This is a genomic window from Paracidovorax konjaci (assembly GCF_900112675.1).
GTDB lineage: Bacteria > Pseudomonadota > Gammaproteobacteria > Burkholderiales > Burkholderiaceae_C > Paracidovorax > Paracidovorax konjaci.
On the sequence record NZ_FOMQ01000017.1, the window covers coordinates 15,447 to 29,060 of the forward strand.

11 protein-coding genes are annotated in these 13,614 nt (G+C 73.6%); 4 read left to right on the forward strand and 7 right to left on the reverse strand.

Features of this window, described 5'->3' with window-relative positions:
* Positions 1-8 precede the first annotated feature (8 nt).
* From modA to BM144_RS19710, 3 genes are all read right to left on the reverse strand, one after another.
* On the reverse strand, positions 9-791 hold the full coding sequence (gene modA / locus BM144_RS19700; RefSeq protein WP_092956441.1) for a molybdate ABC transporter substrate-binding protein: 783 nt from the start codon (positions 789-791) through the stop codon (positions 9-11).
* A gap of 276 nt (positions 792-1,067) precedes the next feature.
* On the reverse strand, positions 1,068-1,757 hold the full coding sequence (locus tag BM144_RS19705) for a hypothetical protein (protein WP_092956444.1): 690 nt from the start codon (positions 1,755-1,757) through the stop codon (positions 1,068-1,070).
* Between the two features lie 141 nt (positions 1,758-1,898).
* Entirely contained in the window at positions 1,899-5,960 is a 4,062-nt protein-coding gene (locus tag BM144_RS19710; protein ID WP_245783747.1) for a DUF6531 domain-containing protein, read from the reverse strand.
* A gap of 243 nt (positions 5,961-6,203) precedes the next feature.
* Here BM144_RS19710 and BM144_RS19715 point away from each other — a divergent pair, with 243 nt between their 5' ends.
* On the forward strand, positions 6,204-7,133 hold the full coding sequence (locus tag BM144_RS19715) for a TOBE domain-containing protein (protein WP_092956447.1): 930 nt from the start codon (positions 6,204-6,206) through the stop codon (positions 7,131-7,133).
* A 130-nt stretch (positions 7,134-7,263) separates the two neighbouring features.
* On the opposite strand, the gene BM144_RS19720 is transcribed toward BM144_RS19715, so the two are convergent.
* A complete protein-coding gene (locus BM144_RS19720; protein ID WP_092956450.1) occupies positions 7,264-7,632 on the reverse strand; it encodes a hypothetical protein in 369 nt (122 codons plus the stop codon).
* 197 nt (positions 7,633-7,829) lie between these two features.
* Between BM144_RS19720 and BM144_RS19725 the strand changes: the two genes are divergently transcribed.
* Positions 7,830-8,528: an ABC transporter ATP-binding protein gene (locus BM144_RS19725; protein WP_092956453.1), complete on the forward strand. Its 699-nt coding sequence runs from the start codon at positions 7,830-7,832 to the stop codon at positions 8,526-8,528.
* 251 nt (positions 8,529-8,779) lie between these two features.
* Entirely contained in the window at positions 8,780-9,424 is a 645-nt protein-coding gene (locus BM144_RS19730) for a LysE family translocator (RefSeq protein ID WP_092956456.1), read from the forward strand.
* A 44-nt stretch (positions 9,425-9,468) separates the two neighbouring features.
* Here the strand turns inward: BM144_RS19730 and BM144_RS19735 are convergent, their stop codons facing one another.
* The 3 genes from BM144_RS19735 to BM144_RS19745 all read right to left on the reverse strand — a co-directional run bounded on the left by BM144_RS19735 (position 9,469) and on the right by BM144_RS19745 (position 11,796).
* Complete coding sequence (locus BM144_RS19735; protein ID WP_092956459.1) at positions 9,469-10,305, reverse strand: LytR/AlgR family response regulator transcription factor; 837 nt, start codon at positions 10,303-10,305, stop codon at positions 9,469-9,471.
* A complete protein-coding gene (locus BM144_RS19740) occupies positions 10,284-11,417 on the reverse strand; it encodes a sensor histidine kinase (protein ID WP_092956463.1) in 1,134 nt (377 codons plus the stop codon). Before BM144_RS19740 ends, BM144_RS19735 begins: the two co-directional genes overlap by 22 nt.
* Positions 11,418-11,487: 70 nt before the next feature.
* The gene (locus BM144_RS19745) at positions 11,488-11,796 is read right to left on the reverse strand and encodes a 2TM domain-containing protein (protein WP_092956466.1); all 309 of its coding nucleotides are present in this window, start codon (positions 11,794-11,796) and stop codon (positions 11,488-11,490) included.
* 308 nt (positions 11,797-12,104) lie between these two features.
* Between BM144_RS19745 and BM144_RS19750 the strand changes: the two genes are divergently transcribed.
* Positions 12,105-13,595 (forward strand): efflux RND transporter periplasmic adaptor subunit, encoded by a 1,491-nt coding sequence (locus tag BM144_RS19750; RefSeq protein WP_092956573.1) that lies wholly within the window; start codon positions 12,105-12,107, stop codon positions 13,593-13,595.
* The last annotated feature ends 19 nt before the right edge of the window (positions 13,596-13,614 follow it).

Here is a 13,614-nt window from a genome sequence, read left to right on the forward strand (position 1 = left end):
CCGGCGCGTCAGAACCCGTAGCCGTAGCTGCGGATGATCGCGCGCGCCTTGTCGCCGCGCAGGTACTGCATCAGCGCCGTGGCGGCCGCGTTGTCCTTGCCCGTGGCCAGCAGCACGGCATCCTGGCGGATCGGCTCGTGCATCGCGGCCGGCACCTGCCACGCCGATCCCTTGGCGATGCGCCCGTCCTCCATCACCTGCGACAGCGCCACGAAACCCAGCTGCGCATTGCCGCTGGCCACGAACTGGTAGGCCTGCGCGATGTTCTCGCCCGTCACCAGGCGCGGCTTGAGCGCATCGGCCAGGCCCAGCTTTTCCAGGGTCTGCACGGCAGCCAGCCCGTAGGGCGCGAGCTTGGGGTTGGCGACCGAGAGGTGCGTGAAATCGCCCGTGCGCAGTACCTGGCCCTGGCCGTCCACATAGTTCTCGCGCGGGCTCCACAGCACCAGTTGGCCCACCGCATAGGTGAAACGCGAGCCCGCCACGGCCAGCCCCTCGCGCTCCACGCGTTCGGGCGTCGTATCGTCGGCCGCCAGGAACACCTGGAACGGCGCCCCGTTGCGAATCTGCGCGTAGAACTTGCCCGTGGCCCCGGACGACAGCACCGCCTTGTGGCCCGTGTCCTGTTCGAACGCGGCGGCGATCTTCTGCATGGGCGCGGTGAAATTCGCGGCCACGGCGACAGGCACCTCGCCCGCCCAGGCGGACGACAGGGCGCAGAGGCACAGGCCCGGCAGCAGCCGCAGGGCCCGCGGCGAAGGCGTGGAAGGGGTAGGAAGAGTGCAGGGCATGGCGCTATTCATTAATGGAATAGCGCCAGAGTATAGGCAGGTCGGGCAGCGCGCCCGGCTGCGGGGGGATCGCGCCTGGGAACCCTCCGTCGCGTGCGGATGGGCGCGCCGCGCAGGCAGGCCGCACAGATGAGCCGTGCCCAATGCATGGCTGAGTGTGCGCTGCTCCGCTGGCGGTGCACGGCGACGACGCAGCGGGGAAAGGGAAAAGGAGGGAGGGGGGATGTGCCCCGGGGCCGCGTGCCGTGCGCCCCGCAGGGGCCCCTCCCCGGGGCATCACTCGTAGGTGATCTGCAGGTCTGTGCCGGAGCTGGTCGCGCTCTCGGTCAGGGGCACCGCGGCGCCCGTCGCGGCGAGGCGGTAGGTGGAGGTGTTGACGATGGGCGTGCCCAGCACCGGCGTGGCCGTCGTCACGACGGACAGCAGCAGCGTGGAATCGGTATCGGCCTTGACCGAGTAGTTCACCGTCGCCGTGCCCAGTTGCAGCCACTTGCCGGAATCGCTGTAGACCCTCAGCGTGTACCACGAGCCCGAGTCGCCCGCCTTGGCCGTGGCCGGCAGCGGCGTGGCGGTGTTCGTGACCGAATACAGGCCGCTGATCACCGCGCCGCGCGGGACCGTGTAGCCGGCGTCGTAGTAGTTGATCAGCGTGCTGTCGACCGTCGACGAACCGCTGCTCGTCGTGAAGTTCAGCGTGATCACCGTGCTCTTGCGCAGCGCGGGCTGGCCTTCGAACGTCACGGTGACGGCGGCATCGCGCACGGCGGTGCCGGTGCCCGTGCCCGCCTGGTTGTTCACCGTGCCGCTGCCCGAGACGGCCTGCGTGCCCGAACTGGCCAGATAGGCCGACACGGCGGGACCGAGCGGCAACGTCAGCGGCGCAGGCTCATCGGCCACCGCCGAGAACGCCAGGGACAGCGCAGGAATACCCAGCCAAAGAGATTTCAGAGCGAAAGAGTGCTGCATGTTGAGATCTGCAAAAAGGGTTGTGGAAAGGGTGTGTGGAAGTGTCGACGCTGCCTGCGCCGGACTATGGGCCCATCCGGCCCGCAGCGCGCATCCCCGGCCGGCGCGCGACGTTCTTCCTCGCATAAGCGGAAATTCCGGTTATGCGATTGATTGAAATCGAGGGTGGGCGGGGGGCGGCACTGTGCGGTGTGCCGGCGCGCGCATTGCCCCAGGGTGGCGAACTGGATGGTCACCAGATGCGGTGACGGGCTTGATTTTTTGGCACCTTCCGTCACTGGGGGTGGTGGCAGATCGTGCGCTCAGATGCAGCTCAGCGCGGTGCGGGTCCTGAGCGCGAGCGGAGGTGCCCAGGTGATCGCAGTGGTAGAGGTGCAGGTGGACGATCTCGGCGCCTTCGCCGCGTAGCTGCTGCTGCAGGCGCTGCACATCCAGGCCCATCGATTGGAGGTGGCGGCGGGTGTGGTCGCTGGCGGTGCCGTGGAGCAATTCCCCCTGCAGGGCTTGCAGGGGCGAGGGTTGTTCGCGGTCGCCGGGATCGGCGGCGCCCAGCAGCTGCGCCAGGGTCGGGGGCTCGGCGCCGGCGCGGGTCTGGATGCGCAGCAGCGGCACGAAGGAGCCCGGGGCGTAGAGCGTGTGGATGCGCTGGGCGTGCTGCGGCCTGCGCGGATCGCGCAGTTCGGTGAGGGTCAAGGTGTCGCCCTGCCAGCCGTGGCAGCGCTGCTCGGTGGTGGCCTGGCCTGCCGGCGATGAGCGCTCGATGCGGCTGGCGATGCGGCGGCCGAAGACGTCGTAGTGGTGGGTGCGGCGGATGCGCTCGCCGGTGGCGCGGTGGTGCTGTTCGTGGGCGATGAGGCGATGGGCGTGGTCCCAGTGCAGGCGGTGGGTCTGCTGGCCGTCGGTGTGGGTTTTTTCCAGCAGGTTGCCACACGGCCCCCAGTGGTAGCGCCAGGGGCCGTGCGCGTGCACGCGGTTGTCGGGCCAGCGGTCGTGGGCGTGGCCGGGCAGGGGCGGGCCGTCCTGGCGCAGCAGGTCGAAGGCCGGGTCGTGCCAGTGGCTGCGCACCTCGCCGGCCCAGTCCTCGCGCGCGCCCTGGGGCTGCCCGGGCGAGGGCATCCAGGGGTTGCCGGCGGGGTCGTAGCGGTAGTGAAGCGGCTCGCGCCCGGGCAGGTGGGTGGCGGCCAGCCGGCCGGCCGCGTCGTAGGCGTGGTGGATGGTGCCGCGCGGGGTGTCGATGCGCGCGAGGCGGCCCGCGCCGTCGTAGTGGTGCTGGCGCGCGAGGGACGAGAGGGCCGGGCCGGGCGCGCCCGGGTCCGCCGGGCTTTCGGTGCTGCGCTGCACGGAGAGCGCCTGCAGGCGCGAGAGCGCATCGCGGCGCCAGCGGGTCTGGCTGGCGCCGAAGTCCAGCGCCTCGGGCCGGTGCAGGCCGTCGCGCTCGATGTGCAGCAGGGGCTCGCCGCCCAGCAGCAGGCCGTGCACGTGGCCGGAGCCGTAGGTGAGCCATTGCAGCGGCGGCAGGCCGGGCAGGTCGGCGCCGGCGGGGGCGCCGCCCTCGTCCAGGGTGTGCGTGCTTTCGTGGCTCCAGAGCAGCGCGCCCTCGACCGAATGCATCTCCTGGCGTTCGCCCAGGATGCGGCCGAGCCGGTCGCGCCGCAGGTGCACGCTCACGCGGTGGCGTTGCAGGGCGGTGTGGTGGTGGGCCGCCACGAGCCGGCCGGCGCCGTCGTGGTCGAACCATTCGATGAGGGACGATGCGTCGCCGCCTGCGGTGGTGCCGGGCCAGGCCGGTGCGCGGGCCGGGCCTTCCTGTTCTGTGTTCCAGGCATCTGCGTTGTTGCCGGCGCCCGCCTGCGGCGCCATGTCCGGAGCGTTGGCCCCGGCGGCGGTTGGAACGATGACGCGCGCGGTGAGCTGGCCCGCGTCGCTCCACTGGTAGGCGATGGCGTGGCGCGCGTCCTCGGTGCGGATGCGCTGGCCGCCCAGGTCGTAGGCGTGGCGGGTGGTGCGGCCGTCGAAGCCGGTTTCTTCGGTGAGCCGGTCGCGCACGTCGTAGGCGAAGCGGTGGGCACGCGCATTCTCGTTGTGCAGCTCCACCAGGCGCCCCGCGGGGTCGTAGCGGTAGTGCTGGGCGTGTTTTAGGGCTGTTTCATGCTCCATGCCGCCGGATCCATTGGATTCATTGCTATCGTATTCATAGCGTATGACACGGCCCCAGGCATCGTGGGCGAAGCGCTCGCGCAGGCCGCCGGGGTGGTCGATGGCGATGAGGTCGCCGCTGTCCGGCGCGTGGCGCCAGCGGGTGGTGCGGCCCAGCGCGTCGGTGCTTTCGGCAGGGCGGCCCAGGGCGTCATAGGTGGTGCGCAGCGCCAGCCCTTCCTCGCCCTGCACGCGGACCGTGCGGCCCCAGCCGTCGTAGGCGAAGCGGGTGGCGCGCCCGCTGCAGTCGGTGCGGCAGGCGAGCAGGCCCAGGGCGTTCCACTGCAGGGTGGAGGTGCCGCCGCGCGCATCGGTGACGGCGATGGGCAGGTCGGGGTGCAGTGGCAGGGGCTCCGCATCCGCATCCAGATCGGCGCCAGCACCGGTATCGCTCCTGGGCGGTATCTCGGGGTAGCGGTAATGCGTGGTCCGGCCCAGCGGGTCGGTGTGGCGCACGAGGCGGCCCCAGGCGTCGTGCTCCCAGGTGGTGGCGAGCGGCTCGCCGGCCGGGCCTTCCGGCGCGGGGGCCAGGTGGCGCAGGGGCAGGCCCAGCGCATCGTGCGCGATGCGGTGGGTGCGCCCGGCCGCATCGGTCATGCCCACGACGAGTCCGGTGGCCGCGTCGATCTCGCGGCGCGCGGTGCGGCCCAGCGGGTCGGTGTGGGCCAGCAGGCGGCCGGCGCTGTCGTGCGTCCAGGTGGACCGGGCGCCGTCGGCCTCGATGCGCTCTGCCACGCGGGCCAGGCCCGCTTCGCCGGCGAAGACGTAGCGGCGCTGGCGGCCCAGGCCGTCGGTGACCAGGGTGCTGGCGCGCGCGGGCCGGGGCGGGCTGGCCAGGGGGGCGGCGGGCAGCGGGGTGTAGTCGAAGCGCAGGTCCAGGCCGTCCGGGGTGGCCTGGGCCACCACGCGGCCCTGCGCGTCGTAGGTGTAGCGGGTGGTGGGGCGGCCGGCGTGGGCGTGGCCGGTCATGCGGCCGGGGTGCGCCGCGTCGCCGTATTCGAAGCGGCGCACGGTGCGGCCCGTGCGGTCGGTCACACGGGCCAGTTCGCCCCGGTCGGTGTAGGCATAACGTACCAGGGCGAGCGGCTCGGGCAGCGCTGCGTGGGCCTGGTAGGGGTCGGCTTCCAGCCGCACGGCCGTGAGGCGCACGCCGCCGTCCGGCCCCCAGCCGTGGGCCGCGGGCGCGGCCGGGGCGACGCGCTCCAGATCGAAGGTGTAGCGGCGGCCGGCGCCGTCGGTCACGGACCGCAGGTGGCCGGCGAACGGACCGTCCGCATGCCGTTCGTGGCGCTGCACGCGCCCGAAGCGGTCGCAGAGGCCGTGGAGCACGTCGTGGCGGGCGGTGGCGTCGCCGTCCGGCGCCTGCGCGGGCGATGCCCGCCCTGGTGCGAAGACCCACCAGGGCCCCAGCGGCGAGGCGGTGGCCACGGTGATGCGCGCATCGGCCCGCACGGCGGCGGGCAGGGCGCTCCACAGCCGGGCGAGGCGCTCGGCGTGGCCGACCGAGCCCGGTCCCGCACCCGTACCCGGGATGCCCGGCAGATGCCGCGTGCCGCACCGCACGAGCCAGAGCCCCTCGCTGGCGCTGTGGGCGATTTCGCCGGGCGCCAGCGGCTCGAAGGCGATGCAGCGCCCGCGGCCGTCGTGCAGGCGCAGCACGCCGCCGGGCGTGCCGCTGCCGGAGGGCGCATGCGAGAGGCTGGTCTCGCCGGGCAGCCACCAGCCGGGGCCCAGCAGGCCGACGGGCGCCGGCCGGGGGCTCTGGTGGCTGGAGTACGAACGGACCAGCGAGAACGGCAGCGGGCCGGGCAGCGCGAAATCCTCTTCGCCCGGCAGCACCTTGGCGCCCAGCAGCGGGTTCACCGGGTGCCCCTCCGTGATGCCGCCGGGGCAAACCGAGCACGCGATGCCGCCGGCCGAGCCGATCAGCACGGTGGCCGAGCCCTGGACGATGGGCCCGCCTTTCTGGGTCAAGTCGCCCTGGCGCGCTGCCGGTTTGCCGCTCATGTGTTTTCCCTCCCTCGTTGTCTTGCGATCGGGTGCATTCCGGTGCCCCACACGGGTTCCGGGCCCTGTCTGCGGCGCTGTAGCAAAAGCTATCGCTGGCGCCCGATCGATGGTTTTCAGTTGGGGCGGGATGCTAGGAGGAACTCGGCCGTGGCGCATCCCATGGCGCGAAAACATTTTGTGTCGCCGTGTAAGCGTGCCCGGTGGCGGCGGGCGTGCCGGCCGCTGCGGCATCATCCGCGGATGCCCCGCACGCCCCGCCCGAGTCGTCCTGCCTGCCCGCCGTCCGCTCCACTGCCAGAGTCCCCTGCCACGCCTCCGCCCATCGCGTTCTCGGAGGCGCTGGCCCACGGGCCGGCCGATCGCCGGGTGGCGGTCCTGCGGGAGATCGGGGCGGGGGGCTCCATCTCGCAGGCCGCGCGGGCGGTGGGCGTGAGCTACAAGGCTGCCTGGCAGGCGGTGGACACGCTCACGAACCTGGCCGGCGTGCCGCTGGTGGAGCGGGCGGTGGGCGGGGCGGGCGGCGGCGGCGCGCGGCTGACCGCTGCCGGCGCGGCGCTGCTGCAGGCTGCGCAGGCGCTGGAGCAGGCCCGCGCGGGGGTGCTGGCCTCGGCAGGCCACGGGGAGGGAGCGCCGCCCGCCGCGCGGCTGGCGCTGCGCACGAGCATGCGCAACCAGTGGCCCTGCATCGTGCAGGCGCTGGAACCCCTCGGGCCAGTGGTGCGTGTGCGCCTGCTCGGTGCGGGTGAGCCGGAGGCCGGGGACGATGAAAAGCCTGCGGCCGCCGCACGGGCCTCGGAGCGCGGGCTCCGCCTAGCCGCCCGCATCACGCGCGAAAGCGCCGAACTGCTGGGGCTGCGCCCTGGCACCCCCGTGCTGGCGCTGTGCAAGGCGACGGCGGTGCGGGTGGCGGCGGCCACCGAAAGCGCTGCGCGTGGCGGTCCTGCTGCGGCAGGCGGAGACGGCCACGCATCCGGCGCGAATGCCTGGCCCGGCCGCGCGTCGCGGGTGTCGCGCGGCGGCGCGGCGGGTGACGAGGTCTCGGCCGGGCTGGAGGCCGGCGTGCGCATGGTGGGCTTCGCGCCGCCCGGCTCGGGCCTGCGCGCGGGCCGGCGCGTGGTGCTGTCGGTGGACGAATCCGCCGTGGTGCTGGCCGTCGTGGAGGGCGGCTGATCGCCGCCGCCCTGGCGGGCGCAGGGGCGTGTTTTGCTATTAATTAAGTAGCAAACTATTGAATGGATCCGGCGGCATGGGGCCGAAAACATCCCGATGCCTGGATGCGGGCCCCGCCCGCGCGGTGTGCTCAGGCCAAGCCGAAGTGCTCGCGGAAGGCGGTGCAGAAGGCTTCGGTGCCGCTCAACGACAGGGTCACGGTGTGGCGCGGCGCGGCGGCCACGCCCGATTCGGCCACCAGGCGGCGCGTGCCCTGGTCGAAACGCAGCGTCTGCACGGTGGAGACTTCCTCGACGGCCTGCAGGTCGTAGTCCCACAGCCCGCCGTCCTCGATGGGGCCCTGCGCTTCGGCGAACTGGGCATGGGCCCAGTCCAGCACGGCCGCGATCTCGTCGTGCAGCGCCTGCAACTGGGCGGCCCCGACGCTCGCCATCGCGTCCCAGGTGCCGCAGCCTTCGCCGTCTTCGCTGTAGTCGAAATCGAGGTAACGCAGGGTCATGTGCCGTCCTGTCCAGAAGGGGGTGGGGGAAATGGGAGCCGAGCGGACCATTGTCGGCCAGCGCAGCGGAGGTTTTGCCACAGAATGTGTGCCCCCCTGGGCGCACCGGCCTTCTGCCCCTGCCGTGCGGCGCCGACTTGGCCACGCCGCTCTGTGTCCGATGCTGCCTGCGCTTGCGCTTTTCTTTGCCCGATGCCATGACCGACGCCACCCCCGACGCCCTGCGGCCCCTGCCCCCCTCGCCCCCGCTGTGGGAATGCCGCGGCCTGCGCCACGTGCCGCCGGGGGCGAGCGCGCCGCTGTTCGACGGGCTCGACCTCCGGATCCTGCCGGGCACCACGCTGCTGCGCGGCGGCGACGGCCGGGGCAAGACCACGCTGCTGCGGCTCATCGCGGGTGAGCTGCGCCCCCAGGCCGGCACCGCCGCGGCAGGCGCCGGCACGGTCTTCTGGAAGGACCCGCGGCGGCTGGTGGCCGACCGCCCTGCGGGCGAGGGCGAGGGCGCCGATCTGCCCGGCGAGCAGCAGACCCCGGCCGCGTGGTGGGACGCGCAGGCCCCCCGGTGGCCGCGCTGGAGCGGCCCGGCCCTGGCCGCGCACGTGGCCGGTTTCGGCCTGGGCGAGCACGCCGGCAAGCGCATGGAGCAGCTCTCCACCGGCACCCGCCGCAAGGTGCTGCTGGCCGCGGGCTTCGCGAGCGGGGCGCAGGTGCTGCTGGTGGACGAGCCGGTGGCGGCGCTGGACCGGGCCTCGGTGGATTACCTGCGCGAAGTGCTCATGGGCGTGTCGGCGGAGGCGGCGGCGGTCGGTCCGGGGCACGGGCAGGCCGTGGTGGTGGCGCACTACGACACGCTGGGCGGTGTGCCCTGGGGGCAGGTGGTGGAGCTGGGGGACTGACCTGCCTCGTTGCTCCCCGCGCCACGCGACGCCCGGGCGGCGGCAGGTCGTGGCTGTACCGGCGGTTCTGGCTGCTGCTGACCGGTCGTCTGCGGAGTGCCGTTCGACACTGGTGGCAAACAGGCCGCGTTCGGGGCGAGCGCCTGGGCGCTGGTGGCAGCGGCTTGGCTTGCGTGGCAAACGGCGCGCGCCGCCGTAACATCGGCAGGCTTTTCTTCCCGCCGACCCTTTTCTTTCCAGGAACCCGCACCATGGACGCCCTGCTGTTCGCCCCCGTCGCCGTGGCCATCGCGCTCACGCCCGGCCCCAACAATTTCTGCGGCCTGAACAACGGCATCCGTGCCGGCGTGGGGGCCGCCATGGTGGCCACGCTCGGGCGCGTGGCCTCGTTCGCGATCTTCCTCACGGTTTCGGCGGTGGGCCTGGGCGCGATGCTGCTGGCGTCCGAGGCGGCCTTCACGGCCGTGAAGTGGGTGGGGGCGGCGTATCTCTTCTGGCTGGGCTGGCGCGCCTGGAACAGCCGTGAGTTCGGCGGGCTGGACCTGGTGGAGGGCGAGGGCGCCGCGCCGGCCGCGCCCGGCAGTGCTGCCGCCCCGAAGTGGCGCGCGCTCATCGCGCAGGAGTTCCTGCTGGGCATCACCAACCCCAAGGCGATCATCCTGTTCGCGGCGGTGTTTCCGCAGTTCATCGATCCGGCGCAGCCGGCCGCGCGCCAGTTCCTGGTGCTGGGTTCGGTGTACCTGCTGGCCGAGTTCGTCTCCACGGCCGTCTACGCCTCCTGCGGCCGGCAGATCCGCCGCGTGATCCGGTCGCAGCGCGGCGTGGTGCGGCTCAACAAGGCCACGGGCGGCTTCTTCATGGGTGCGGGCGGGCTGCTGCTGGCGGCCAACCGGTAAGCCGCCGCCCGGACTGCCGCGCGGCCGCACCGGTGGCGCGCAGCTCACATCGCCTTGAAGCGGTGCGCGTGCAGCCGGCTGACGGGCAGGCGGTCCGCACGGTCGCGCAGCCGCAGGTGCAGCCGGCCGGATTCGTCGCGCTCCACCGATTCGATGCCCGTCGCGCGCACCAGCGTGCCGCGGTGGATCTGCCAGAACACCTCGGGTTCCAGCTGCGCGGCCAGTTCCTTGAGCGGCGTGCGGATCAGGTATTCCTGCGCGGCGGTGAGCACGCGCACGTATTTGTCGGCCGCTTCGAACACCAGCACGTCCGCCACCGGTACGAAGTGGATGCGCGCGCCACTGCTGGCCTGGATGACGGTGAGCGGGGCGGCCGCCGGCGGCGCGTTCTCCGGGGGGAGCGGCGGAGCCAGCCCGCGCAGCCGCTCCAGCAGGGTCTGCAACTGGGCCTCGGCGTGGGGTGCGGGTACCGGGGCCTGCGCACGGTCGCGGCCCGCGAGCGCGGCCTGTACCTTCTGCACGGTCTTGCGCAGGCGCGGGCCTTCCACGGGCTTGAGTAGGTAGTCCAGAGCCTGGGCTTCGAACGCCTGCACGGCGTACTGGTCGTAAGCGGTGACGAAGACCAGCGCGGGGAAGGGCGCCTCGTCCAGCGGCCAGGCATCGGCCAGCTCCAGCGCGGCTTCGAGGCCGGTCTGGCCGGGCATGCGGATGTCGAACCACAGCACGTCCGGGCGCAGCTCCAGCGCCCGCTGCACGGCGCCGTGGCCGTCGCCCACGGTGGCGGCGATCCGCAGTTCGGGCCAGGCGCGGGCCAGTTCCTGGCGCAGCGCCTCGGCGAGCAGGGGTTCGTCTTCGGCGATCAGGGCGCTTGGAGGGGGCATGGCGGTTCGACCGCGGCCTGGGGCGCGGGCGTGGGCAGTGGAAGGATGACGAGCGCGCGCGTACCGCCGGCCTCGCCGGGGCCCAGTTCCAGCGCGGCAGCGGCGCCGCCCAGCGTGGCGAGCCGTTCCCGCACCTGGGCGAGCCCGAAGCGCGTGCCGGCGGGCTCGGCCTGCGCGCCCTGCTGTACCGCCGGGGAGAGGGCGGACGCGGGCGACAGGCCCGCGCCCGTGTCGAGCACGGCCAGGTGCAGGCAGGCAGGCGCGCCAGCGTGCAGGCGGGCCGACACCGCGATGCGGCCGCCCTGGACCTGCGGCTCGAGCCCGTGGCGGATGGCGTTCTCCACGAGCGGCTGCAGCAGCAGCGGCGGCACGGGCAGGCCGCGCAGTGCCTCGGGCAGGTCGAGCGTGTAGGCGAGGCGGGGGCCCATGCGCACGGCCATGATTTCCAGGTAGTCGCGCAGCAGCGCGAACTCGTCGGCCAGGGGGTGCAGGGCCGTGCGCGAGGCGCCGAGGGTGGCGCGCAGGTAGGCGATGAAGTGGTCCAGCATGGCCTGGGCGCGCTGCGGGTCGGTGGCGATGAGCACGCGCAGGTTGGCCAGCGTGTTGAACATCATGTGCGGTTCGAGCTGGCTCTGCAGCAGCTTGAGCCGGGCCTCGGCCGCGTCGCGCTGGGCCTCGGCGATACGGCCTTCCAGGTACCGCGCCTTGCCCTGCGCATAGAAGAAGAACGAGATCGCCAGGCAGGCGAGCACGGTGGTGACCATGGCCGAGCTGGGCCCGGCCGAGGCCCCCGTGGGCGCGAAGCCGGGCAGCACGGCGCGGGCATAGGCGTCGCCGATGGCCGAGCCGGCATGGAAGCCGATGGAGCCGCCCACGGCCACCAGCGCCCAGCCGCGCCATCCCAGCGGCCAGGGGATGGGGCTGTTGCGCGCCAGCCAGATCCGGCCCAGGTCGATCAGCAGCCAGCTGCTCATGCCGATGCCGAGCGAATACACGAGCTGCACGTGCCAGGGACCCCGGCCATAGGCCACCTGCAGCCCGGCGATCGCCGTGCTGAAGGCGGCGATGACCAGGCCGTGGCGTAGGAACAGGCGCAATTGGAAGTGCTGCATGGCGTGTGGCGGTGCGGTGCGCAGGGAGAACCGGCGGGGCGACGCAATTGTGCGCCCGGCGGCGTGGCGGTCAGGGCCGGCCCAGGCGGACCAGCGCGGCGCGCTCGCGTTCCAGCAGGTGCTGGTACAGGCCGGCGCCGCGGCCGCCCAGCGCGACTGCGATGCCGTGCGCCAGCAGGCCGATGCCCCACCCGAGCGCGGGAAACACCGCCCAGTGCCGCCCCTGCCATGCCGCCAGCGCGGCCAGGCCCAGGTTCACGCAGACATAGACGCTGGCGTGCAGCAGCCAGCCCAGCTTGGCACGCACGCGGCGATGGGCCAGGCGTTCCTGCCCGTGAAGGTGTCCGGGGCAGGAGGAAGTGTGCGGTTCGAAGGGCATGGCGGGTCTCCGGCAAGGGGGATGGCGGGTGGGCGGGCCGGGGCGGTGCGCCGGCCTGGAGCGCACTGTCAGGCTCTGCCGCCGCCCGGACCAGCGCCGGGCGACGGGATGCCGCCCGGGCGCCGCGAGTTGCGCGCACCGCGCCGCCAACGGAGGGGGCGGCACGGATGTAGGGGATTTACGTTTCTTCGCACGGCATTGGAAAAACCGCTAACTTTGAGCTTCTACGATGGAGCGCCCGCACCGCATGGCCATCACCCGTGCGCCGGGACGTGTCCCTTCCGAATGATTCCGCCTTGCCCGACACCATGAGTCCACACGATCCGAACGCCGCTCCGCCCGCCGCCCCCACCGCCTACCCCGAAGGGGCCGCGCGGCGCCCCGGGCGGCGCGCCCGGTGGCTGGGGTCCGCGGTGGCGCTGCTGGTGGTGGCCCTGCTGTGCGGTGGGGCGTGGTGGCTGGTGCAGCGCTCCAAGGCCCCCGTGGGCGGGGCGGGGTTCCCGGCGGTGGGCGGCCCGGGCGGACCCGCAGGGCCTGCCGGTCCCGGCCCGGGAGGTGGCGGCGGCGGCCGCGCCCAGGTGACCGTGGGGGAAGCCACGGCGCGCATGGCCAGCCTGCCGGTCACGCTGGATGCGCTGGGAACGGTGACCTCCGTGGCGACGGTCACGCTGCGGCCCCAGGTCGCGGGGGTGCTCACCCAGGTGCTGTTCACGGAAGGGCAGACGGTGCGCAAGGGCCAGGTGCTGGCGCAGATCGACCCGCGGCCCTATGAGCAGGCGCTGATGCAGGCCGAAGGCACGCGCCGCCGCGACGAGGCGCAACTGGAGAACGCGCGCATCACGCTGGAGCGCTACCGCACGCTGCTGTCGCAGGATTCCATCGCGCGGCAGGACGTGGACACCCAGGCCGCGCTGGTCAAGCAGCTAGAAGGCACGGTGATGACCGACCGGGCCCAGGAGCGCACCGCGCGCCTGAACCTCGACTACACGCGCGTCACCGCGCCATCGAGCGGCCGCATCGGCCTGCGCACGGTGGACGCCGGCAACTACGTGACCACGGGCGACACCGCGGGCATCGCCACCATCACGCAGACGGCACCCATCGACGTGCAGTTCTCCATCCCGCAGGACCGCGTGGCCGACGTGCAGGGCGCCGCCGATGCCGCTGCGGCCGCCGGCCTGGCGGTGGCCGCGAGCGACCGCACGCGCACCACCGAGCTGGCCCGGGGACGGTTCTCCACGCTGGACAACCTGGTGGACACCACCACCGGCACGGTCAAGGGCAAGGCGCGTTTCGAGAACGCGGACGGCAGGCTCTTTCCCAACCAGTTCGTCAACGTGCGGCTGCAGCTGCGCGAGGTGCCGGCGCTGGTGGTGCCCGTGACGGCGGTGCGCACGGGCGCCAACGGGGATTTCGTCTACGTGATCAACGAAGACCGCACGGTGACGATGCGCAAGGTGCGCCGCGGCCAGGCCACGGTGGAGTGGATCGCGATCACCGACGGACTGCAGGCCGGCGACCGCGTGGTGACCGAGGGCGGCGACCGCCTGCGCGATGGCGCCCGCGTGCAACTGCAGGGGCCGGCGCAGGGCGCCAGCGGTCCGCGCGGCGGCGCCAGCGGTGCGGCCGGCGCGCCGGGGCGGCGCCAGCGCGCGTCCGGTGCGTCGTGGCCCGCGGGGGGCGAGGGCGAAGGCGGCCGGCGCCACGGCCCGCGGCCTGCCGCCGAGGGGGCGGCTTCCGCTCCGGCCGGGCCGGGCACGGCGCCTGCATCCGGCGCGCGTGGCGCCGGGCAACCGTGATCCGCCGCGCCGTCCGCCC